A 22,703-nucleotide genomic window follows, 5' to 3' on the forward strand; every position below is an offset into this window, starting at 1 on the left:
CAGGGCAGTATTGTTCCGGAGCCTTTAGTTATCGTTTTGCTTCAAAGACGGTAATTTCGAAACAAGACGCAAAGAGACGGTCAGTCCTTCGAGCTGGTAATGCGGACGCAGGAAAAACTTGGCTGCGTAATAACCTGGGTTGTCTTCGATCTCTGTCACCTGAACCTCGGCGGCGGCCAGCGGCTTGCGCGCCTTTGTTTCCTGTGACGAGTTGGCAGGATCACCGTCAACATAATTCATGATCCAGTCATTGAGCCAGCGTTCCATATCGTCACGTTCGCGGAAGGAACCGATTTTGTCGCGCACAATACACTTGAGATAGTGCGCAAAGCGGCAGCATGCGAACAGATATGGCAGGCGCGCAGAAAGCCGGGCATTGGCCGTTGCGTCCGGATCGTTATACTCGTGGGGTTTTTGCAGAGATTGCGCGCCAATGAAAGCGGCAAAATCAGAGTTCTTGCGATGTACCAGTGGCATGAAGCCGTTCTTGGCCAGCTCGGCTTCGCGACGGTCGCTGATTGCGATTTCTGTCGGGCACTTCATATCGACTCCGCCATCATCGGTCGGGAAGGTATGGCAAGGCAGATCTTCGACTGCCCCGCCGGACTCGACACCGCGAATCGAAGTGCACCAGCCGTATTCCTTGAAGGAGCGGTTAATATTGGACGCCATTGCATAGGCCGAGTTGGCCCAGGTATAGCGCTCGTGTGTTGCGCCATCGGTGTCTTCTTCAAAATCGAATTCGTCCACCGGGTTGGTACGTGAACCGTAAGGCAGGCGCGCCAGGAAACGCGGCATTGCCAGGCCGATATAACGGGAATCTTCAGACTCGCGCAGACTGCGCCAGGCAGCATATTCGGAGTTGGTGAAAATCTTGGTCAGATCACGTGGGTTAGCCAGTTCCTGCCAAGAGTCCATCTGCATCACTTCAGGCGAGGCGCCAGAGATGAACGGGCAATGGGCGGCCGAAGAGATGCGGGCCATTTCACCCAGCAGCTCGACGTCAGGCGGACTGTGATCAAAGTGATAGTCGCCGACAATACAACCTATAGGTTCGCCACCGAACTGGCCGTACTCTTCTTCGTAAACACGCTTGAAAATCGGGCTTTGGTCCCAGCCAACGCCCTTATAGCGCTTCAGCGTGCGACCGAGCTCTTTCTTGGTGATGCACATCACCCGGATTTTCAGCAGTTCATCGGTCTCCGAATTGTTCACCAGGTAATGCAGGCCGCGCCAGGCGCCTTCCAGCTTCTGGAACTCTTCATGGTGCATGATCAGGTTGATCTGTTCGGACAACTTGTGATCGATCTCCGCGATAATTGCCTGAATCGTTGAATAGGCGTCCGAAGACATGGTAACTGTATTGGCCAATGCCTGTTCGGCCAGCGTGCGCACCGCATTTTCAACGGCTTCGCGGGCCTGATCAGTCTTGGGTTTGAATTCTTTTTTCAGTAAGGAAGCCAGCCCATCGGACTCCAGTCCTTCCAACTGTACCGCTTCTTTCTGTACGCTCGTGCTCATTTAACTCTTCCTGTTACTTGCTGGTATCGTCTGCGTCGGAGGCCGGGTTGTCTGCCTCAGGGGCAGACGTATCCTTGTTCGGCGCGGCAGCCAGCGTTTTCATCAAGGCGGGATTTTTCAGCACTTTGCTGATCAGTTCTTCTGCGCCAGTCTTGCCATCCATGTAGGTCAGCAGATTGGCCAGCTCAGTACGCGCCTCCAGCAGTTCATTAAGCGCGTCCACCTTGCGCGCCACCTGTGCCGGTGAAAAGTCGTCGATGCTGTCAAAGCTCATGTCCACGCTAAGTACACCGTCTCCGGTCAGGGTATTGGGCACTTGAAACGTCACGCGCGGCTTGATGGCTTTCATGCGTTCATCGAAATTATCGATATCTACTTCAAGGAACTTGCGGTCATTGATATCTGCCTGTGGCACTTCAGACTTACCGGCAAGATCGGCCATAACGCCCATGACGAATGGCAACTGAATGGTTCTTTCGGCACCATAAATTTCAACGTCATATTCGATCTGCACACGCGGGGCGCGGTTCCGTGCAATGAACTTCTGCCCGCTTCTGCGTGACGACATTCGTGTAGCCATTCTTTTAATCTCCAACTCGTGGCCGGTTGAACCGGCGGATCATATTTATCTAAATTCGTTTACTCTTCGCGTGGCAGCCAAGTTTCAAACTGCTCGGCATTACCCGGGGTGAGATTTTTCAGCATTTCATGAAAATTAAGCGGGATGGTTTGCTGCACCCGACGAATCAGGAAAGGAGCCGGATGACTCGGTTCATGAATTTCAAAATAACTGCTGACTTTCTCCAGCGCAACCATTGCTTCGTCACGCGTCTTGATTTGTACTTCGGTCCACGACACTGATCTTTCTGTCATGTGCTGCTGCGATGATGTTACGACATCGCCTGCCGATGATTCAAGGGGGTCGCCACTGCCATTGCTGTTTGATGCCGCCTCGTCGGGCGAACTCGCAGACGCGGCTGTTGACGCACCCAATACGTTTGTGATCAGCTCAAAACTTCGCTGCAGCGACGATACCGACGGCGCCCATTCTGTGCCAAGCCTTTGCGTTACCAGATCCACAATATCCTGCAGGCTTTTGGCTGCATTGGCCAGTCCACCGATTTCGGGGGCCCCCGCGATGGCTGCCTGGTTCAGCGTTTCCACCAGACGAGCCCGGCCACCCGGGAAAAGATCGGCGCGCGAACCTTCCATAATGGACTCAGCGTCACGTAATGCCAACTGGCCATGCGCACCGGTCAGCACATTGGCACTACGTACGCTTCTGCCTACGCCCAGCATGTCGGCATAAGAATTGAGTGCGTTGATGCGTGGCAATGGATCTTCATAATCGTCTTCAACCAGTTGCGGATAAACGCCGTCCCAGCATTGTTGCAGTGCATCCTGCGCCAGCCGAATTCCGCTAGCATAACCGACCAGACCATTCTGGGATGTCCAGGCACAGGTCAGCGCATGGATCACGCGCAAATCGCAAGTCCTGCTACACAGCGCGAGTGCCTGCTTTTCAACCTGGTTCCAGTCAGGCGCCTGGGCATCTATGATCGTTTCGCCAAACTGTTGTTCTGGTTTTTCTACAACTGCCTGTTGTAATGCCAAAAAGGCGGCGTCATATTCCAGGTTCTCGCCACCGTTGTCTTCGCTGAATGCTGAGAACAATTCATCAAATGTTTTCATGTACCCCGGCTATCCTAAACATGCTTTGTGAAACGCGTGTGACGTTTCGCCGTCAAACAACTTGCGCATATTGCCACACGTTACACATTAAAATTCAGATTGAGACTAGGAAAAACCCTAGCGATAACAATAAATTGCATTTGAAATCTTACAAAGTTTATCCAACATCATAAAATTCCATTCTTGATAGAATTATTTCAATCAAACATAAAAACACTTTATTACATTTGAATACAAACTATTTTGTGGCAATTTGAGGCACTTTTGCCGATGATCACGCATTTTGCGACACAGTTATCAGCATGCGCAAAACATGCTTACGTTGTTTACAGTGCACAAACAGACTGCTCGCAGCGGTGTTAGCTCACATTAGCGCACGTTCTGTGGCAGCCACAATACCAGCTCGGGCATCCAGTAAATAATCAGCACTCCAACGATCATCAGAAAAAACATGGGCAGCGAGACCCGGGCGATATAGGGCAATTCCTTTTTGGTCATCCCCGATAGCACAAACAGGTTAAATCCAACCGGGGGAGTGATCTGCGCCATTTCAATCACGAAGATCAGGAAAATACCGAACCACACCAGATCAAGTCCGGCAGCCTGCACGGTCGGTAATAGCACACCGATGGTGAGCACCACCATCGAAATACCATCCAAAAAGCAGCCCAGGATGACGAAAAACACCATGAGCGTTAGTACCAGGCCGAACTGCGACAGGCCCAGCGAGGCGATCCATTCTGCCAGGGCTCGCGGCAAACCGATATAGCCCATCGCCAGGGTAAGAAACTGGGCACCGGCCAGAATGAGTGCGATCATGCAATACAGCCGTGTCGCGCCCAACAGTGATTCCTTAAATGTCGTCCAGTTCATGGAGCCCTGAAGCAGGGAAAGAATGAACGCGCCCACCACGCCCACCGCCGCCGCTTCGGTGGCCGTCGCGATGCCGGTATAGATGGAACCGAGCACGGCGACAATCAGCAGCACCACGGGTATCAAGTAGCGAGACTCGGCGATTTTCTGGGCGAAGGTCATCTTGTTTTCTTCCGACGGGATGGCGCCGGGGTGAAGCAATGACCAGACAATAATGTAACCCATGAAGAGACCGGCCAGCAAAATACCGGGTATCACACCTGCGATAAACAGACGAGAGATCGAAACATTGGCGGCAACGCCGTATACGATCATGATAATGGAAGGCGGAATCAGCAGACCCAAGGTACCGGCGCCCGACAGTGTGCCAAGCACCTGGTCGTCGGGATAGCCGCGACGCTTCAGTTCAGGAATGGTCATTTTGCCTATCGTGGCACAGGTTGCCGCTGACGAGCCCGAAACAGCAGCAAAGATGGCGCAGCCAATGATATTGGTATGCAACAGTTTCCCGGGAAGACGATTAAGCCACGGCGCCAGGCCGCGGAACAAATCGGTAGAAAGCCGGGAGCGAAACAGGATTTCGCCCATCCATAAAAATAAGGGTAACGCAGTAAGCGTCCAGCTGGAAGACGCGCCCCAGATTGTTAGCGACATGGCGTCGCCTGCCGGCCTGGATGAAAACAGCGCCATGGTCAGCCAGGCGCAGCCCGAAAGCGTCAACCCGACCCAGACTCCCGCCCCCAGAAAGCCGAATATGGCGACCATCAATACAACTATGACAAGTGACTCATTCATAATACTTTCCGCGCAGTATCGCGCATGATTTGTCCAAGCTGATCGCCCGGCACGGATTACCGAAAGGAGGTCGCCCTCAGGAGCGATCAGGTCTGCATGGAAACAGGTTCTTCCTCTGTGCGGGAATAGCCTTTTTTCAGGGAACTGATCAGTTCATCCACAATTGCAATACAAAAAAGTACGCAGCCCGTTGCCATACCCGACTGTGGAATCCACAAGGGCGTCGCGTCTTCTCCGGTAGACAGATCATGGTAAGTGTATGAATCCATCACCAGCTTAATGCTGAACCAGGCCAGCGCACCGGACAGCACGACAGCCACAATCAGGGCAAACAAGTTCAGATAATGACGGGCGCGCGGCTTGAGTGCAGACAAAAGGAGCGTGACCCGGATATGTTCGTTTTTTCGAAACGTGCTGGCCAGCGCCAGAAAGCCGGCCGCAGCCATGGAATAACCGGCGTAGGCATCCAGGCCCGGGAAATTGCTTCCCATCTGGCGAATAATGATGGACCAAAGCACGAACACCAGAATGCCGATCATGAACAGCCCGGCAAGCCAGGCTGCAACCTCATAGATACAATTGAGCAGGCGTCTCATTTTGCTTTGTAGTCGTTCAACAGTTTTTCACCATCTGCGCCGGCCTTCTTGGTCCAGTCGGCGATCATGCTTTCACCAATTTTTGTCAGCCCGCTTAACAATTCGCTGGACGGCTTGATGATTTCCACGCCATTTTTAGCCAACTGTTCGTTATACCAGTTGGTTTTTTCCTGCGACAATTCCCAGCCGGTTTTTTCCGCTTCGGCTGCCGCATCCAGCAACGCTTTGCGCTCTTTTTCGTCCAGCGCGTCAAACGCTTTTTTGTTTACAATTACCGTATTTTTGGGCAGCCAGGCCTGTGTATCGTACAGTTTTTTCAAATACTCATAGGTCTTGGTGTCGTAACCCGTAGAGCCCGAGGACATATAGGAGTCGACCACACCCGTAGCCAGTGCCTGCGACAATTCGGCCTGTTGAATCGTGACCGGATGCGCGCCCACTTCCTGTGCAATTTTCGAAGTCACCGGGCTGTATGCGCGCCATTTAAGGCCTTTCATATCGTCAACCGTATTGAGCGGCTTGTTGGTAAAGATGCCCTGAGGCGGCCAGGCAACCGAGTACAGCAACTTCATGCCCTGCGATTCCAGTTTCTTTTCCAGGAAGGGCTTCTGGGCCTGATACAGCTTCCATGCCTGCTCGTAGCCGGTAGCCAGGAACGGCAGACCGTCCAGTTCGTAGATCGGATCTTCGTTGGCAAAGTTGCTCAGCAGAATTTCGCCGACCTGAGCCTGATTACCCTGTACAGCGCGCTTGATTTCGGGTGCCTTGTATAGCGAGGCGTTCGAGTGGACGGTGATCTTGAACTCGCCGTCGGTCGCATCGGCCACGGCCTTGACGAACTTCATGGCAATTTCAGTGTGGAAATTGGAATCCGGGTAAGCGGTAGGCAGATCCCACTGTGTGGCGGCTGAAGCATTCATGCTTAACAGAGCGGCAGCAAACGCGGTCAGAACCAGGGCATTTTTTTTCATGGGTACATCCTTCAATGTCAGGGTTTACGAAGCCGCAGCACTGCCAAAAGAGAAGCAGTGTAGTCGGACTGGCAAATTTGGTTATATCAGCATGATGGTTGTCATATTCGAAAGAATATAAGATTTTTGCTACCGGATACGAGAAGAATTTCACAGAAAGGGAAAACACTGATAAGGTTCGCACCGAAATCGGGCAAAGCGGGTGCTGCTGATCGGAATCAAATCGTCGGTTTGTTACCGGGGATGACTTATTTCAGACAAGTCAGGCTTGTGCCTCTCGAAAAAGACCGGCGAAGCCATTGGCATGATTTGTGCTGATACACTTGCACGATACCGGTCAGTAATATGACAGGCGCGATAGCAAGCACGATTTTCAGATTCAAATTTCTTATTCAATACAGGCAGGGACATAAAACATGAGCAAGTGGCAATTCTGGGTAGACCGTGGAGGTACCTTCACCGACATCGTGGCAATTACTCCGCAAAAAAAATTACTTACCAGAAAACTGCTCTCTGAAAACCCAAGCCAATACGAGGACGCAGCGATCGAAGGGATACGCGAGCTGCTTGAGGTTGCCGCCGGCGATCCGATTCCGGTAGACGTCATTGATGGCGTAAAGATGGGAACCACCGTTGCCACCAATGCACTACTAGAACGCAAGGGTGAACGGGTGGTTTTTTTGACAACCCGTGGCTTTGCCGATGGGCTGCGAATTGCATATCAGAATCGTCCGCGGCTATTTGACCGGCACATCGTGCTGCCCGAAATGCTATATGAGCAGGTATTGGAAGCGGACGAACGAATCGCCGCATCCGGCCAGATAATCACCGAACTGGACGAAGCGGCGTTGCAGACAATGTTGCAATCGGCTTACGACCAGGGCTTACGCAGTATTGCAATTGTATTCATGCACGCCTGGCGTAACGCAGCGCACGAAAAACGGGCAGCCGAACTGGCGCAGCGCATCGGTTTCACACAAATTTCAGCCTCCCATGAAGTGAGTCCGCTGATCAAGTTCGTATCCCGAGGAGACACCACAGTGGTCGACGCGTATCTGTCGCCAATCCTGCGGCGTTACGTGGATCGCGTCGCGGCGCAATTGCCTGGCGTCAATCTGATGTTCATGCAGTCGTCTGGCGGCCTGTCCGACGCCCACCGCTTTCGGGGCAAGGACGCCATCTTGTCAGGCCCCGCCGGCGGTATTGTCGGGATGGCGCGAAGCAGTCAACAGGCTGGGTACGAAAAAATCATCGGTTTCGATATGGGCGGAACATCCACTGATGTATCGCATTTTTCCGGTGCGTACGAACGCGATTACGAGACAGCTGTGGCAGGCGTAAGGATGCGTACACCAATGATGCGAATCCATACGGTAGCCGCCGGCGGCGGTTCCATTTTGCATTTTGATGGCGCTCGCCTGCGGGTAGGGCCCGATTCGGCAGGCGCCAATCCGGGTCCTGCGTGTTACCGCAAGCAGGGGCCGCTCACCATTACCGATTGCAACGTCATGCTGGGCAAGATTCAGCCTGATTATTTCCCCGCAGTCTTCGGCCCCAATGGCGACCAGCCGCTGGATGCGCAGATTGTGAAGGACAAATTCGAATTGCTTAGCGAGCAGGTAAGCAAAACCACGGGCCGCCGAGTGAATGCGGAAGATGTGGCAGCCGGCTTTCTTGCCATTGGCGTACAAAACATGGCAGAGGCGATCAAGCGTATTTCCGTACAGCAAGGTCATGATGTTACACGCTATACGTTGACCACATTTGGCGGCGCTGGTGGACAGCATGCCTGCCTCGTTGCAGATGCCTTGGGGATGACAACCGTGTTTGCCCATCCACTGGGCGGCGTACTGTCGGCGTATGGCATGGGCCTGGCCGACCAGGTGGCCATTCGCCAGCAAACCGTGGAAAAACCACTGGCCGACAGCCTGATTGCCGAACTGGAACTGGTGCGCGACCAATTGGGAGAGCAGGCCAGCGCAGAGCTGACCACACGTCTGACGCCGGGGGTGCAGATCATTCTGAATACCCGCGTTCAGTTGAAATACCAAGGTACCGATAGCGCGCTGGAGGTCGATTTTGGCGACGCAGAAAAAATGCTTGAGGCGTTCAATGAGCAGTACCGCCAGCGCTATTCATTTTTGATCGAAAACCGTCCGCTGGTTGTGGAGTCTTTGCTGGTAGAAGCCGTGATTGCCGGTAGCAGGATTGAAGAGAACACGGTCACGCGACGCGATGACAGCGCACCGGTTGTAGACGCGCGACGCCAGATGTACAGCAATGGCAACTGGCACGATACGCCGGTATTTCGACGAGAAAACCTGCAGGCAGGCGATATCGTTGCCGGCCCGGCCATCATTTCAGAAACCAACCAGACTACGATTGTGGAAGCGGGCTGGTCTGCCAGTCTCAATAGCAAGGATCACTTGATCCTGACGCGTTCAGTACCGCTGCGCAATGCGCTGGCGGTATCGACCGATGCCGACCCGGTCATGCTCGAAGTGTTCAACAACCTGTTTATGTCGATTGCCGACCAGATGGGATTGAGTCTGCAGAACACCGCCTATTCGGTCAATATCAAGGAGCGGCTGGATTTTTCCTGCGCGATTTTCGATGCCGAGGGAAACCTGATTGCCAATGCGCCGCATATGCCGGTGCATCTGGGCTCCATGAGCGAATCGATCAAAACCGTTATGCGGGAGAATGCCGGGAATATGTATCCGGGCGACGCTTATGTGGTGAACGATCCATATCATGGCGGCACGCATCTGCCGGATATTACAGTTATTACACCAGTGTTTGATCGGGATAACAAGCAGATAATTTTTTACGTCGGCTCGCGTGGTCACCATGCCGATGTGGGCGGGCTTACGCCCGGGTCAATGCCTCCGGATTCGACAACTATTGAAGAAGAAGGCGTGCTCTTTACCAATTTCCAGTTGGTGCGCAACGGTCAGTTCCGCGAAAGGGAAGCGCGTGAGATCCTGGCCAGTGGCAAATATCCAGCTCGTAATCCCGATCAGAACATGGCTGACCTGCAGGCACAAATTGCTGCCAATCAAAAGGGGGTCAGGGAATTGCATGCCATGTGTGATAATTTTGGACTTGAGGTTGTCCAGGCCTACATGCAGCATGTGCAGGACAATGCAGAAGCGTCGGTGCGCCGTGTGATTCCGTTGCTGTGTGACGGCCGCTATACCTATAAGCTGGACAACGGCGCGGTCATACAGGTTGCAATCCGGATTCATGATGATCGCGAATCGGTAACGGTTGACTTTACCGGCTCGTCTGCACAACTGACCAATAACTTCAATGCACCGGCTTCCATTGCCGTGGCGGCCGTCCTGTATGTGTTTCGCACGCTGGTAAACGACGAAATCCCACTTAATGCCGGATGCCTCAAGCCAATCAATATTGTAATACCGCCGGCTTCCATGCTTAACCCCGAGCCACCCGCTGCCGTTGTCGCCGGGAATGTGGAAACGTCAATGTGCATTGTGAATGCGCTTTACGGCGCGTTGGGCGTGCTGGCTGCCAGCCAGGGCACCATGAACAACTTCACGTTCGGCAATGCGCTCTACCAATATTATGAAACGGTATCCGGCGGCACCGGGGCCGGACCGGTGCGCCTGGACTCCGACGAAGAAGGCTTTGACGGCACATCGCTGGTGCAGGCGCACATGACCAACTCGCGGCTGACTGATCCTGAGGTGCTGGAACTGCGTTTTCCTGTTCGTCTTGAATCGTATGGCATTCGCCATGGCTCGGGCGGCAAGGGCAAGTGGCATGGTGGCGATGGCGGCGTGCGACGTATGCGCTTTCTGGAATCGATGACCGCGGCAATTCTTTCCAATAACCGGATATACGCACCTTTTGGCCTAAAAGGCGGCGAGCCGGGGCAAACTGGTAAAAACTTTATCGAGCGCCTTGACGGTACGGTGACAGAATTGGGTCCGCAGGACAGCGCCGATCTGCAGCCGGGCGATGTATTTGTGATTGAAACACCGGGAGGCGGCGGCTACGGACGGGCAGAATGAACTGAATCGGCGGTGATCGGCCCGCCGTCCCCAGGTTATAAAAATCGTGTGTCCCTGTGGGGTCAGCCTTTGCTGAATGTGGTGCAAGGCATACCGCTGCAGGCTAGTGGCCACCGGGACCCGGCCTTGCAGCGCATAACCTCCAATGGGGGAAATTAACGCAGCGATTGACTTAGGGATTGACGGGGGCCGGACAGGTTCCATGGGGCATGGCATTGTCGCTTGTATTCTGCCATGCAAACCTGCGGCAATCAGGCAAACGTGTCAGATGAAAGCAATGATCGATATTTCGTTTGTATTGCTCATCGAAGCGGATACACTATGCACAGGGGTACCGCTAACGTCCATTGCCCCATAGTAATTTGAGACAACGATAAGAAACAGTCACCCGACGGAGACAATATGACATTCGTTTATCATCCTGCCGCGCCAATCCGCTCGCTAATGCTGGCCGCCCTTGCCGCCTGCTGTGTCGCGAACACCGCATACGCCGCTTATCCTGAACGCCCTGTAACCTTGATTGTGCCCTTCCCGCCAGCAGGCACAACAGACTTGATTGCCCGGCATATTGCCCAGGCGCTGGAAAAAGAGCTGGGTCAGACCATTGTGGTTGAAAATCGTGCCGGGGCCGGCGGCAATGTCGGCATGGGAGCACTGGCCCGCGCCAAGGCCGATGGCTACACCATTGGCATGGGAACGATCGGCACACAAACCATCAATCAGTTTCTGTATAAAGATATGCCATTTGATCCGCAAAAGGATTTGGTGCCTATTGCGCAGACAGGCACCACGCCAAACGTGATCGCTGTTAACGCCAACTCGGATATCAAATCGCTGAAGGACCTTATTGAAAAGGCCAAAGCAGCAAAAGACAAGAAACTCAGTTATGCGTCTCCCGGCGTGGGTTCGTCGGTGCACCTGACCGGCGCCTATCTGGAGGATGCCGCCGGCATCAGCATGCTTCACGTTCCATTCAAAGGCGTGTCGGGATCCATGCCCGCGCTGATCGGCGGCCAGGTCGACATTCTGATGGATAACCTGCCCAGCACGCTATCCCAAGTGAAAGATGGCAAAAAAGTGCGCGGGATTGCGGTGACGGGCGCGCAACGCGATCCTGCCATTCCCGATATTCCGACCGTAGCCGAATCCGGCCTGCCCGGATTTGACGTCAACGCCTGGTTCGCCCTTTACGCGCCGGCAGGCACGCCGCCCGAGGCAGTCAACACACTGGTGGAAGCCGCAAGACAAGCGCTGGCATCAAAAGACTTGAAACAGAAGTTGGAGCAAACCAGCACCCAGCCGGGCACCATTTTTGGCACGGACATGACCGCATTCGAGGACAGGGAACGACAGCGTTGGAACAAGCTTATCCAGGACAAGCACATTGAATCCAAATAAATATATTCAAATTGATGCGTTTCTGATAGACCTTTATGCAGTTCCGATACACATTTTTCGTCAGGGTAAACCTGTTCGTTCCAGATAGGCATATTTCATCCTCGATAAGCAGATTGATCTTAGATGAGCAGATTCCTTCTAGAGCGACACAGTCATTGTAGAGAAGCGTATTCACTGTAGATAAACATATTCAGTCCCAGATAATTTTATTATTAACCCGTTCCGCGCGCGGAACACAGTTTAAAAGGTTTATAGATTCATGAACGGAGCAGACAGTCTTTGCGATACCTTGCTGGAAAACGACATTGATGTGTGTTTTGCCAACCCGGGTACATCGGAAATGCATTTTGTAGCAGCGCTGGATCGCAAGCCGCAAATGCGTTGCGTGCTGGGATTATTTGAGGGCGTTGTGACCGGCGCGGCCGACGGTTATGCTCGAATGGCCGACAAGCCGGCGGCAACGCTGCTGCATTGCGGACCGGGCATGGCAAACGGCCTTGCCAATATGCATAACGCGAGGCGCGCTCACACCCCCATGGTCAATGTGGTTGGCGATCACGCCAGTTATCATCTGCAATACGACGCGCCACTGACCAGCGATATCGAAAGCCTGGCTACCCCCATGTCCGATTGGGTAAGACGGATTCAGTCTGCTGACGACGTGTCTGGTGCAGCGGCAGCGGCCATAAGCGCGGCCAACAGTGGCTACGGCGCTGTCGCTACGCTGATCCTGCCGGCTGACGCAGCATGGACTGAAACCGCGACCCCCATACAGAAAGCGCCGCCCGTCCAACGCACCCATGTTGCTCCTGATGCCTTGCGCGCCGCAACCGAAGCGCTTAATAACGGTCGCAATACGGTGATTCTGCTTTCGGGCAAAGCACTGCGCAGCAAGGCGCTGGAGACAGCAGCCAGGATTGCCGAACGCACCGGCGCCCGACTGATGGCGCAACAGTCCAATGGACGCATCGAACGTGGCGCCGGCCGTGTCCGGATTGAACGCGTACCTTTTAGCGTTGACCTGGCGCTCAACGCGTTGCAAGACACCGAGCAGTTAATTCTGGTGGGTGCGAAGACCCCGGTGGCGTTTTTTGCTTACCCAGGCAAGCCAGGCGAGCTGGTTCCGGAAAATTGCAAACGTATTGAATTGACCCAACCGGATGATGATCTGCCCGGCGCACTGGAGGCTTTGGCTGATGCCGTTGGCGCCGTTGGCGCCACCAGCACCCCTATTACGCTGCTTGCCGAGCGTAGCGATATTGGCCTGCCATCCGGCAAACTGGATGCCGCCGCAGTGATTCAGGCCATTGGCAGCCTATTGCCAGAGAACGCAATCATTTGCGATGAGTCGTTGACCTCGGGACGAGACGCATTCAAATCCACTTTTAGCTCGGCACCCCACGATTTTCTGCAGATTACGGGCGGCGCCATTGGTATCGGCATTCCGATGGCCACAGGCGCTGCGGTCGCATGTCCGGATCGCAAAGTGGTGCTGATGCAGGCCGACGGCAGCGGCATGTACACGCTGCAAGCCCTGTGGACACAGGCCCGCGAACAATTGGATGTTGTCACCATCATTTTTGCAAATCGCAGTTATGCCATATTGCATAACGAATTTAAGCAGGTCGGCGCCGGCGCGCCCGGTCACAATGCCCACCGTATGCTGGATCTGGACAGCCCCGCCTTCGACTGGGTTCACATGGCCAATGCAGCCGGCGTTGAAGCCGCCCGGGTCACCACAACCGCTGACTTGTCCGATGTGCTGCGAAGCGCCATGGCGCGCAAGGGGCCGTTTCTGATCGAAGCGGTGATCTGATTCAGTATCCGGTGAGCGCAATGGTATGTTGCTGCGCTCACCCCCTATGTGTATTCGGTTGTGTATTCAGCTACCCTGACTTTCGATCACGCGATTTGACCGGTCTTGCTCCCAGAAAATCATCGATTTGGGTTTGTACTTCGCTCATTTGAATTCGCATGAACTTAAGAAACTGCTTGGAACTTTCCGAAAATAGTTTATCTGACCGAAACAGCAGAATCGCGCGAAACTCGACATCAAATAGCGCTCGCTTCAGCAGCAGTCCACTGTCGGCATAACCTATTGCGGTCACAGGATTGGCAACGCCGATGCCCACCCCTTGCCTGGCCAGCTCACATACGGTTTGCGAATAAGGCGTTTCAACGATACGTCTGGGCACCACGTTGGCGTTCTGCAGCAGGGCATCCAGGCGAATGCGACTACTGTCTTCGGCATTAAGTGCGATGAAGTCCATATCCTGAAGATCTGTGAGCGCGATAACCGACTTATTGCGCAATGGATGGTCTTGACGCATGACGACCACGCATTGTGTTCTGTAAAACAGCGAGTGTTCCAGCCCGGCCAGTGACATTTCGTCTGCCATTAAACCAAAATCGGCTTGGCCCGAGGTCACATGCGCATGCACGTCCTTGGAACTCATGATTTGTAAAGAGATATAGGTTTCCGGAAAACGCTGGCGAAAGGACGCCACGACATGCGGCAAAAAGCTAAAGCCCAGCGCAGGGTACACGGCAGCAGTCAATCTGTCCGAACCACCGGACTTCAGGCTGCGAACGCGATGTTCTATTGCCTGCATACCAACAAAATGACGCTCAATATCATTGAGCAATATTTGCGCCTCGCGGGTGGGGACCAGTCGGCCGCGGATTCGTTCGAACAAACACAGATCGGCCGAGGTTTCCAGCTTGCGCAGGGATTGGCTGACAGCCGATTGCGAAATGCCTAGCAAAGCCGCCGTCTTGCTGGCCGTCCCGGACACCATGACCGAGCGGAAAATTTCGATGTCCCGGGCGTTCATATGCGGCTCCTGGAAGGCTATTGATCGCCAGCGGCGGTAATCACACAGGCATGAATGGCCAGTTCACGCAGACAAGGCCGACCATCCATGACCAATTGCCAATGGTAAGGCTAGTCCACCTGCCCCAGAAACTGGGTAATGCGCAAATTGCCCTGATCGCTGAAAAAGTGCTCTGCCGACGTATTTTCCAGGATGGAACCGCGCTCCATGAAGATTATACGGTTTGCGACACTTTTGGCAAACCGGACCTCGTGGGTGACAACGATCATGGTCATACCGTCACGCGCCAGTGCCCGCATAACCTTGAGCACGTCGTCACGCAATTCGGGATCAAGCGCAGAGGTCGGCTCATCAAACAGGATGACTTCGGGATCCATCGCCAACCCTCTAGCAATTGCCACCCGCTGCTTTTGCCCGCCCGACAAATGGGCCGGATACTCATTTGCCTTTTGCGCAAGGCCCACGCGCTCAAGCAACTGCATGCCCTTCTCTGTCGCAGGCCCTTTGCTCATACCTTGAACACTGATCAATCCCTCAATCACATTTGCGATTGCAGTCATGTGCGGGAACAGGTTGAATGACTGGAAAACCATGGCCGATTTTCTGCGTATCTGCTGGATCTCTTGCTTTTGCCTGCCTGTATATTGCTGCTTGGGCTGCACCGTGACGCGGATTCCGCCGATTTCGACCATGCCACTGTCCGGCTGCTCCAGGAAATTGAGGGATCTCAGCAGAGTGGTCTTTCCGGAACCCGACGGCCCCATGATAACGACCACTTCTCCTTTGTCTACATCCAGATCGACGCTATGCAAAACGCGGGTTCCCGCGTAGCTTTTGCAAATACCGCGAGCCTGTACTGCGCTTGTGATTTCAGATGTCATCGAATATGCCTCGCACACCGTTGCTCCAGATAAGTCTGAAGAATTGTCAATATTTGGTTGATGATCCAGTAGATGGCGCCGACCATGAGAAACATCTCCATGTAGCGAAACGTAGCCGCCCCGACCTGGTCAGCCACGCGAGTCAATTCCACCACTGTGACAGTGGATGCGAGCGAAGTATCCTTGACCAGCGCGATCAGACGGCTGCCTACCGTCGGAATGGCAATGACCAGGCCCTGGGGCAGGATGATCCGCTGCATCAGTTTGCGATAACTCAGTCCCATGGACAGTCCTGCTTCCCACTGACCTTCGTCCACGGCATTGATGCCGGAGCGGAAGTTTTCACTCAGATAGGAAGCGGAAAACAGCGTCAGGGCAATAATGGCAGAGGGTACGGGCTCAAGAACAATGCCTATGCGCGGCAGGCCAAAATAAATGAGCAGCAACTGCACCAATAACGGCGTGCCGCGAAAGATGGACACGTAAACAAATGCCGTGTAGCGCAGCAACCTGAATGACGAGATCCGGGCCAGCGCAATAAACAAACCGAGTATGCAACCCAGTATAAAAGAGCTGGCCGACAACAACAAAGTCAAGAGTAATGCGTTTTGCAGCAGCGGCAACGCCCGCATGAACAGCTCTAGCATGGTTATTTCCCCTCTGCTGCGATTTCTTCTTTGGCTGCCGCTATTGAATCCAGCATGTTGTAGTCCTTGCCGACAAACTCATTGCTTATGCGTTCGACAGTGCCGTCCTTGAGCATGCTATCCAATGCGCTATTGACGGCTTCACGCAAGGCGTCCTGTCCTTTTGGCAGTGCCGCCGCCGCCAACTGGTATGTTAAAGGCTCGCCAACCTCCTTGACCGGGATCCCCTTGGCGTGCGCATACTTCATACCGCCGAAATGCGAAATAATGACAGCATCGATCCTGCCATTGGCGATATCATTGAAAATGAGCGCGCCGTTATCGTAGCCCCGGATATCCGAATCAGTCAGATGCTCGCGCGCCCAGCTTTCGTTGGATGAACCGGTTGACACTCCGACTTTCTTGCCAGCCAGTGTTGCTTTATCTGTAATATCGGTATTGTCATTACGAACGAAAATGCGAAACACTTCAACCCCATAGGGGATGGAAAAATCAACCTGCTTGCGACGCGTCTCGGTAGGCGTCATATCGTTCATGACCAGATCGTATTTATCTGTCTTCAATCCTTCGACAAAGTTCTTATAAGTATCGCCAACAAATTTTATTTTCAGCGTTCCCATGCGTTGCGCCACTTCTTTGGCAATGGCAACATCGTAGCCGGTCAATTGATTTTTTTCGTCAAGCATGCTCCAGGGTGGGCTGGCCTGAGTATTGGCAATGCGTATGACGCCAGCGCTTTTGATTTTTTCCAGCAGATCCGTTTGCTGTGCAAGTGCAGGCGCAGCAACGCTCATTCCCCCTATGGCCAAAATCAGCATGCTTGCCAGCTGCCGTGATCCACGTACCCATCTCATTGTTTTCATATTATGTCTCCACATAGATTTGATGTTGCGTTCCATTCGCATCCGGTGCGCCAGTTACGGGCGCATACCGGATGCAACCTCTCTGTCTTTACAGCAGATTTACCGCTTACCGCCTGTCGTCCTACCCGGTCTATTTGCAAGCCTGGACATAGGCGTGCAAGGCGTTTTTTAAATCCTGGATAATCAGTTCGGGATCCTCCAATCCTGCCGATAACCTGATGATGGCCTGGTCCGTTCTCGAAAACATCCTGTCGCGCTGCATGTGCGCTGGATAGAACGCGATCAGACTGTGTACGCCGCCCCAACTGGCGCCAAGCACAAGGTGCTCCAGCGCCGCAAAAAACGCGCGATATGCGTGTTCATTGTCCTGCTTGAGCGTAAACGAAAACAGGCAACCGCCCGGTCCGAAATCACGTTTCCATACTTCATGCCCCTGATCGCCGGGCAGGCAGGGAAACAGCATGTCCCTCACTTCGGGCTGTTGCTGCAACCATGTGGCAATGGTCATGGCGTTCTCGCTCTGCCGACGGTATCTGATCTCGAAGGTTTCTAGCCCACGCAACACGAGAAAACAATCATCCGGACTGGTCTGCAACCCCATGATGCTTTGCGTCTCGCGCAACTGTGCGAACTGCTGGGCATCATTGGTGATGACGGCACCAAGCAGCAAATCGGAGTGGCCACCGAAAAACTTGGTTGCGGCCTCGACACACAAATCAACGCCGTGTTCAAGCGGGCGAAAGCCCAGTGGCGAGGCCCAGGTATTGTCCATCATGGTCATGACACCCTGTTTTTTGGCTTCGGTCACAATTGCCGGGATGTCGGGCATTTCCATGGTGACCGTCCCCGGCGCCTCGACACAAATCATCTTTGTATTGGGTCTGATAAAACGTGATATTTCATGCGCAATAGCTGGGGGATAATATTCAACCTCGACCCCCAGGCGGGCCAGCCATTTTTCTGCATAGGTTTTCAGGGCGCCATAGCTCGCTGCCGAAATAAGCAGATGATCTCCACCTTGCACGAATGCCATCACGGCAAGACATAATGCTGCCTGTCCCGATGGCGTCACGGCGCAGTGCCGGCCGCCTTCAAGGCGAGCAATCTCCTGCTCCAGCAGACGGGCGGTTGGGGTGCCCGTGATGCCATAGCTGAAGCCGTCCGGTTGCCGCGACTTTCTGTGGATGAAGGATTCAACATCGTCAAAAACAACGGTAGAGGCGCGCCAGACCGGGGCCGACAGGCCTGCAAATGCTTCGTTTGCTTGGTAATACTTCTTCATGGTAGTCAAAACTCAGAATGGGGAAAGTCTGGCCAGTGTTGCAGAAGTTGATACCAATGGCTACGCTTATAATTATTGACTCTATAAGTAAAACTTAAGTGTGGTTGAAAAAACGTCTTTGCCGGTCGCGAACGTCCGGCAATTTTCAGGCATGTTGCTAGTGCCATCTGGCGATCGCTTTTGTCCATAAAATGTCGGGCCGTCGGCGATCAGGCTCCGCGTTACGCATACTCCGTCAAGCAACGCCTGACCCGCTCCAATGCCAGTTGCAATACGTCAAGCGTTACGGACCCCAGCGCCAGCCGAATGGCATGAGGTACATGCACCGTAGTGGCGAAAGGCTCGGCCGTCGACACGGAAATCCGCTCCTGCATGAGAATTTTCGCAATCTGATCTGCCCGTACGTCTTCAGTCAGCGGGATCCAGAGAAAGTAAGATGAGGGATGGCCAACGCACGATATACCCGACAGAATTTCGCGAGCCATGGCCTGGCGGCGTCGTGCATCTTCGCGTTTTTCCACTTCGAGCTGCAATACGGTGCCATCGCGAATCCATTCAATTGTCATGGCACTCATCACACCCGGCGTGCTCCAGGTGGTGGCCCGTATTGCCCGCTCCAGCGACTGAATATGGGCAAGGGGTGCCGCGATTAGTCCCACGCGCAAACCAGCGGCAACGTTTTTTGAAAATCCGGTGACATAAATTGTGATATCCGGCGCCAACTGGGCGATGGGCGCAGGCGCCTCTTCCACCAGAAAGGCATAGGCCGCATCTTCGATAATAAGCAGATTGTGATTGCGTGCAACAGCCACCAGTTGCAGCCTGCGTTCCTCGCTCATCACCCAGCCCAGCGGGTTATTCATTGTGGGCATGGTGTAGACGGCTCGTATGCGACGCGCACAACTCAATTTTTCCAGCGCAGCAATATCAGGACCGTAATTGTCTGCCGGGACGGGCACCAGCTCCAGGTGCAACATATCGGCCAGTACCCGAAAGCCGGGATAGGTCAACGCATCGACCGCAATCACGTCGCCAGGATTGAGGCATGCCATGGCGGTCACGGCCAGCCCATCCTGCGCGCCATTCACGATTAAAATTTGTTCAGCGCTCACGGTAAGTCCGCGACTCTCAAGATACTGCGCCAGTGCCTCCCGGTCGTGCTGTCTGCCGCCATAGGGCTGATAACGCAACAACGAGGCCAGGTCACCCGAAGTGGACAATTGCCGGAGTGCATTACGCAGCAATTCCGTTTGCTGAGGCAACGAAGGGTAATTGAAATTCAGATCGATCATGTCCGCGGCCACCACATGCTGGTCGACTCCCTGGCCCGGCGCCTGCGTAATAGCACGAACAAAAGTGCCACGGCCGGTTTCACCGCTAACCAGTCCCATGACTTCGAGTTCTGCATATACACGGGTTGCGGTGACCAGGGACATACCTTCGCGTGCGGCCAATTGCCTATGGGTAGGCAGGCGCGTCCCGGGGGTTAGCTGGCCGGTTCGGATCTGGTGTGCAAACCGATCGACAAATGTTTTGTATCTGAGGCGGGCCATATGAATATGTATCCATGACAATAATTTGATTGTCATAATTATAAGTTTTAAGATGGCGTGTTGCTATTGCGTTCGACATTGAATTTCGGGTCAATAGCAGAGTGATCGCACTGGAAATTGGCTCTCGGCTCAAGTTCAGAAGATCGTTCGGCCCGGGCCGACTCAGGAGTGAAAACAACTGAAGCATATCCTGTGTTGGCGTCTGCCGTGATGGTACGTGCGGTATTGTGTGGATGTTAATTCGAGTAAAACCATGAAACAGGAAAATCGCCAGGCCAGCAAGACAGCAGGCTGGTTCAATGGATTTCTGGGCGTGCTGATTTTCAGCGGCTCGCTGCCGGCAACGCGCGTGGCGGTGCTTGAATTTGACCCGATTTTCCTGACCGTCGCGCGTGCGACCATCGCCGGCCTTTTGGCCTTGCTGGTGTTGCTGGTGTTCCGGCAGAAACGTCCGACGCGGCCGCAGTTGGCGCCACTGTTTATCGTCGCCATTGGCGTGGTTCTCGGCTTCCCGCTACTGACGGCACTGGCCTTGCAACATGTGACCTCAGCTCATTCAATTGTGTTTATCGGTCTGCTGCCACTGGCCACGGCCATATTCGGCGTCATGCGCGGCGGCGAGCATCCGCGCCCTGCTTTCTGGTTCTTCTCGGTAATGGGCAGCATGCTGGTTGCCGGCTTTGCACTGTCACAGGGGTTGAGTGCCTCTCTGACAGGCGATTTGCTGATGCTTGCCGCCATCATTGTCTGCGGACTGGGCTATGCCGAAGGTGCCGCGCTCTCGCGCACACTCGGTGGCTGGCAGGTAATCTGCTGGGCCTTGCTGCTGTCGCTGCCCGCCATGCTGATACTGTCGCTACTGACCTTGCCTGATACGTTCGCCAACATCAGCTGGCCGGCCTGGACAGGCCTGGCCTATGTGTCCTTGTTTAGTATGCTTATCGGTTTTGTATTCTGGTACCGCGGCCTGGCCCAGGGCGGCATTGCGGCCGTTGGCCAGTTGCAGTTATTGCAGCCATTTTTCGGCCTGGCGCTTGCTGCAACAATGCTGCATGAGCCGGTAAGCATGCTGATGGTGGGCGTCACCGTGGCTGTCATTGCCTGCGTCGCAGGATCCAAACGGTTCGCGTGAATGACGTTGTCGTCATTCACGTCACGACAGTGTTGACTTCTATTCCTGTGGGCTGCCCGGCTTCCAGTAATTGCTGATGCGTACTCGTGACTTGTCTATTCCTTTTTCTTCAAGCAAGTACTGACTGATTGCCCGCATATGCGCCGCCTGGCCTGCCCCCCAGATATAACCTTCACCTGCCGGCAACGCGAACGTGCGCACCGCATTCACAAGCGCCTGCTCTGACTCAGAGGACCCCTCGCGATGCAGCCAGGTGATGTTCACCTGCGCCTGGGTTTGAAACGCTTGTTCTTCGGCCGCGTTTTCCACAAGCGCGATGACATAGGCCTTGGCTGCTGCCGGCAGCTCTTCGAGACGTCGACCAATGGCCGGCAATGCTGTTTCGTCGCCGATCATCAATTGCCAGTCAAAGTTAGGTGTCATGACAAATGAGCCGCGCGGGCCGGCGACAACCAGCTCATCACCTTCCGTTGCGCCAGCCACCCAACTGGCGGCTGGTCCGTCACCATGCAGTACGAAGTCAATATCCAGTTCCCTTGTTGCCTCACGGTAGTAGCGCGGCGTGTAATCGCGCGCAGGCGGACGCACCGTGCCTTCAGCAAAGCGCGGTCCTTCTGGCGTGTTGGTCGGAACGATGGGTTGACCATCTGGCGGAAAGAATAATTTCATGTGATCGTCAAACGAAGCGGAAATGAAGTCGCCAAGATCGCGACCATGAAATGTTACGCGAACCATGCGTGGAGTCAGGCAGGTGATTTTTCTGACCTGTAACAGCCGCGCCTTTAACGGGTGGCGCACGCGCTGGGGAGCCAGCTGCGGGCAAATTGGAGCTTGCATCTTTATTTCGGTAGTCATATCGTCATTCTCGTGAAAAACTGGCGGCACGACAAGATATGTCGAGGCCGCATTCAATCGGGTGTGGGGATACGCGTGTCCGGACATGACAGCGCGCATGTGGCCTGTCATGGCCGAGTGCAGGATTCATTGATTTGCGAGACGGCCGCTTGCAGGATCTGGGCAATGCGCTTTTGTTCCTGCGGATCGGCATCGCTTTTGAGCAATAACGCACGCTTGAGCGCCAGACGGGCTTGGAGAAACTCGGCAAGCCAGCCGTCATTGTCAGTGGCATCGTTGTCCGCTGCCATTGCGCCCTGGATATATTTCATTTTGTTGCCCAGGTGCACCAGGGTGGCCAACAGCTCTTGTGCATGCTCGCGATGTTCGCCAAGAAACGCATGCCCTTCAGGCAGCAGCGCATAAGACTTCTTGTTGGCGTGGACCGACACCGATGCATAACCGATTTCATGAATATAGGTTAACGCCGGGTACACCATGCCAGGACTGGGTTTCCAGTATCCTCCTGAACGACGTTCTAGCTCCTTGACCAGCTCATAACCGTGGCTTGACTGCGTTTCAAGCAAGGCCAGAAGCATCAGCTGCAGATCATCGGAAGAAAATTTTCGACCACGAGTGAAATTTGCATCGTGGCGATGCCGGCCCGGCCCCCGCGGGTGCCGCCCTGGTTGCTTTATATCTTTCATGTCTGATTCCTTATTTAATATATCGTACGATATATTTTATGACCTTATTAGTCAAGTGAAAAATGCGACATTTAATAATTTTTCTGC

18 protein-coding genes are annotated in these 22,703 nt (G+C 54.1%); 4 read left to right on the top strand and 14 right to left on the bottom strand.

Annotated elements, in window-relative coordinates:
• Window positions 1–24 precede the first annotated feature (24 nt).
• From tssC to CAP48_RS00200, 6 genes are all read right to left on the bottom strand, one after another.
• Complete coding sequence (gene tssC / locus CAP48_RS00175; RefSeq protein WP_100694024.1) at window positions 25–1,521, bottom strand: type VI secretion system contractile sheath large subunit; 1,497 nt, start codon at window positions 1,519–1,521, stop codon at window positions 25–27.
• A gap of 13 nt (window positions 1,522–1,534) precedes the next feature.
• The gene (tssB, locus tag CAP48_RS00180) at window positions 1,535–2,101 is read right to left on the bottom strand and encodes a type VI secretion system contractile sheath small subunit (protein ID WP_100694025.1); all 567 of its coding nucleotides are present in this window, start codon (window positions 2,099–2,101) and stop codon (window positions 1,535–1,537) included.
• A 59-nt stretch (window positions 2,102–2,160) separates the two neighbouring features.
• Entirely contained in the window at window positions 2,161–3,213 is a 1,053-nt protein-coding gene (tssA, locus tag CAP48_RS00185) for a type VI secretion system protein TssA (RefSeq protein WP_100694026.1), read from the bottom strand.
• Window positions 3,214–3,582: 369 nt separating this feature from the next.
• Window positions 3,583–4,881 carry a TRAP transporter large permease gene (locus tag CAP48_RS00190; RefSeq protein WP_100694027.1) on the bottom strand — a complete coding sequence of 433 codons (1,299 nt, stop codon included), beginning with the start codon at window positions 4,879–4,881 and terminating at the stop codon, window positions 3,583–3,585.
• Between the two features lie 86 nt (window positions 4,882–4,967).
• Complete coding sequence (locus tag CAP48_RS00195; protein WP_100694028.1) at window positions 4,968–5,477, bottom strand: TRAP transporter small permease; 510 nt, start codon at window positions 5,475–5,477, stop codon at window positions 4,968–4,970.
• Window positions 5,474–6,448, bottom strand: a complete 975-nt coding sequence (locus CAP48_RS00200; protein WP_100694029.1) for a TRAP transporter substrate-binding protein — start codon at window positions 6,446–6,448, stop codon at window positions 5,474–5,476. The genes CAP48_RS00195 and CAP48_RS00200 overlap by 4 nt, the downstream gene beginning before the upstream one ends.
• A gap of 416 nt (window positions 6,449–6,864) precedes the next feature.
• Here CAP48_RS00200 and CAP48_RS00205 point away from each other — a divergent pair, with 416 nt between their 5' ends.
• The 3 genes from CAP48_RS00205 to CAP48_RS00215 all read left to right on the top strand — a co-directional run bounded on the left by CAP48_RS00205 (window position 6,865) and on the right by CAP48_RS00215 (window position 13,699).
• Window positions 6,865–10,485 carry a hydantoinase B/oxoprolinase family protein gene (locus CAP48_RS00205; RefSeq protein ID WP_100694030.1) on the top strand — a complete coding sequence of 1,207 codons (3,621 nt, stop codon included), beginning with the start codon at window positions 6,865–6,867 and terminating at the stop codon, window positions 10,483–10,485.
• Between the two features lie 402 nt (window positions 10,486–10,887).
• A complete protein-coding gene (locus CAP48_RS00210) occupies window positions 10,888–11,883 on the top strand; it encodes a tripartite tricarboxylate transporter substrate binding protein (RefSeq protein WP_100694031.1) in 996 nt (331 codons plus the stop codon).
• A gap of 259 nt (window positions 11,884–12,142) precedes the next feature.
• Window positions 12,143–13,699 carry an acetolactate synthase large subunit gene (locus CAP48_RS00215; RefSeq protein WP_100694032.1) on the top strand — a complete coding sequence of 519 codons (1,557 nt, stop codon included), beginning with the start codon at window positions 12,143–12,145 and terminating at the stop codon, window positions 13,697–13,699.
• A 70-nt stretch (window positions 13,700–13,769) separates the two neighbouring features.
• Here the strand turns inward: CAP48_RS00215 and CAP48_RS00220 are convergent, their stop codons facing one another.
• The 6 genes from CAP48_RS00220 to CAP48_RS00245 form a co-directional block, all read right to left on the bottom strand.
• Window positions 13,770–14,717 (bottom strand): LysR substrate-binding domain-containing protein, encoded by a 948-nt coding sequence (locus CAP48_RS00220; protein WP_100694033.1) that lies wholly within the window; start codon window positions 14,715–14,717, stop codon window positions 13,770–13,772.
• A gap of 110 nt (window positions 14,718–14,827) precedes the next feature.
• Window positions 14,828–15,598 carry an amino acid ABC transporter ATP-binding protein gene (locus CAP48_RS00225; RefSeq protein WP_100694034.1) on the bottom strand — a complete coding sequence of 257 codons (771 nt, stop codon included), beginning with the start codon at window positions 15,596–15,598 and terminating at the stop codon, window positions 14,828–14,830.
• The gene (locus CAP48_RS00230; protein WP_100694035.1) at window positions 15,595–16,245 is read right to left on the bottom strand and encodes an amino acid ABC transporter permease; all 651 of its coding nucleotides are present in this window, start codon (window positions 16,243–16,245) and stop codon (window positions 15,595–15,597) included. Before CAP48_RS00230 ends, CAP48_RS00225 begins: the two co-directional genes overlap by 4 nt.
• A gap of 2 nt (window positions 16,246–16,247) precedes the next feature.
• Window positions 16,248–17,108 carry a transporter substrate-binding domain-containing protein gene (locus CAP48_RS00235; RefSeq protein WP_242444274.1) on the bottom strand — a complete coding sequence of 287 codons (861 nt, stop codon included), beginning with the start codon at window positions 17,106–17,108 and terminating at the stop codon, window positions 16,248–16,250.
• A 130-nt stretch (window positions 17,109–17,238) separates the two neighbouring features.
• Complete coding sequence (locus tag CAP48_RS00240) at window positions 17,239–18,390, bottom strand: PLP-dependent aspartate aminotransferase family protein (RefSeq protein ID WP_100694036.1); 1,152 nt, start codon at window positions 18,388–18,390, stop codon at window positions 17,239–17,241.
• Between the two features lie 221 nt (window positions 18,391–18,611).
• A complete protein-coding gene (locus CAP48_RS00245; RefSeq protein ID WP_100694037.1) occupies window positions 18,612–19,943 on the bottom strand; it encodes a PLP-dependent aminotransferase family protein in 1,332 nt (443 codons plus the stop codon).
• Between the two features lie 253 nt (window positions 19,944–20,196).
• On the opposite strand from CAP48_RS00245, the gene CAP48_RS00250 reads away from it, so the two are divergent.
• Window positions 20,197–21,075: a DMT family transporter gene (locus CAP48_RS00250; RefSeq protein WP_100694038.1), complete on the top strand. Its 879-nt coding sequence runs from the start codon at window positions 20,197–20,199 to the stop codon at window positions 21,073–21,075.
• 39 nt (window positions 21,076–21,114) lie between these two features.
• Here the strand turns inward: CAP48_RS00250 and CAP48_RS00255 are convergent, their stop codons facing one another.
• Window positions 21,115–21,930, bottom strand: coding sequence for a siderophore-interacting protein (locus CAP48_RS00255; RefSeq protein ID WP_242444275.1), 816 nt, complete (start codon window positions 21,928–21,930; stop codon window positions 21,115–21,117).
• Window positions 21,931–22,037: 107 nt separating this feature from the next.
• Window positions 22,038–22,616 carry a PadR family transcriptional regulator gene (locus CAP48_RS00260; RefSeq protein ID WP_100694039.1) on the bottom strand — a complete coding sequence of 193 codons (579 nt, stop codon included), beginning with the start codon at window positions 22,614–22,616 and terminating at the stop codon, window positions 22,038–22,040.
• Window positions 22,617–22,703 lie beyond the last annotated feature (87 nt).

The organism is Advenella sp. S44, from assembly GCF_002810445.1.
GTDB lineage: Bacteria > Pseudomonadota > Gammaproteobacteria > Burkholderiales > Burkholderiaceae_B > Advenella.

Coding starts and splice junctions, on each gene's coding strand:
- CAP48_RS00250 (WP_100694038.1), top strand. CDS start 20,197: ATGAAACAGGAAAATCGCCAGGCCAGCAAGACAGCAGGCTGGTTCAAT.
- tssC (WP_100694024.1), bottom strand. CDS start 1,521: ATGAGCACGAGCGTACAGAAAGAAGCGGTACAGTTGGAAGGACTGGAG.
- CAP48_RS00255 (WP_242444275.1), bottom strand. CDS start 21,930: ATGACTACCGAAATAAAGATGCAAGCTCCAATTTGCCCGCAGCTGGCT.
- tssB (WP_100694025.1), bottom strand. CDS start 2,101: ATGGCTACACGAATGTCGTCACGCAGAAGCGGGCAGAAGTTCATTGCA.
- CAP48_RS00260 (WP_100694039.1), bottom strand. CDS start 22,616: ATGAAAGATATAAAGCAACCAGGGCGGCACCCGCGGGGGCCGGGCCGG.
- CAP48_RS00205 (WP_100694030.1), top strand. CDS start 6,865: ATGAGCAAGTGGCAATTCTGGGTAGACCGTGGAGGTACCTTCACCGAC.
- CAP48_RS00190 (WP_100694027.1), bottom strand. CDS start 4,881: ATGAATGAGTCACTTGTCATAGTTGTATTGATGGTCGCCATATTCGGC.
- CAP48_RS00235 (WP_242444274.1), bottom strand. CDS start 17,108: ATGAAAACAATGAGATGGGTACGTGGATCACGGCAGCTGGCAAGCATG.
- CAP48_RS00220 (WP_100694033.1), bottom strand. CDS start 14,717: ATGAACGCCCGGGACATCGAAATTTTCCGCTCGGTCATGGTGTCCGGG.
- CAP48_RS00195 (WP_100694028.1), bottom strand. CDS start 5,477: ATGAGACGCCTGCTCAATTGTATCTATGAGGTTGCAGCCTGGCTTGCC.
- CAP48_RS00210 (WP_100694031.1), top strand. CDS start 10,888: ATGACATTCGTTTATCATCCTGCCGCGCCAATCCGCTCGCTAATGCTG.
- tssA (WP_100694026.1), bottom strand. CDS start 3,213: ATGAAAACATTTGATGAATTGTTCTCAGCATTCAGCGAAGACAACGGT.
- CAP48_RS00200 (WP_100694029.1), bottom strand. CDS start 6,448: ATGAAAAAAAATGCCCTGGTTCTGACCGCGTTTGCTGCCGCTCTGTTA.
- CAP48_RS00215 (WP_100694032.1), top strand. CDS start 12,143: ATGAACGGAGCAGACAGTCTTTGCGATACCTTGCTGGAAAACGACATT.
- CAP48_RS00245 (WP_100694037.1), bottom strand. CDS start 19,943: ATGGCCCGCCTCAGATACAAAACATTTGTCGATCGGTTTGCACACCAG.
- CAP48_RS00230 (WP_100694035.1), bottom strand. CDS start 16,245: ATGCTAGAGCTGTTCATGCGGGCGTTGCCGCTGCTGCAAAACGCATTA.
- CAP48_RS00240 (WP_100694036.1), bottom strand. CDS start 18,390: ATGAAGAAGTATTACCAAGCAAACGAAGCATTTGCAGGCCTGTCGGCC.
- CAP48_RS00225 (WP_100694034.1), bottom strand. CDS start 15,598: ATGACATCTGAAATCACAAGCGCAGTACAGGCTCGCGGTATTTGCAAA.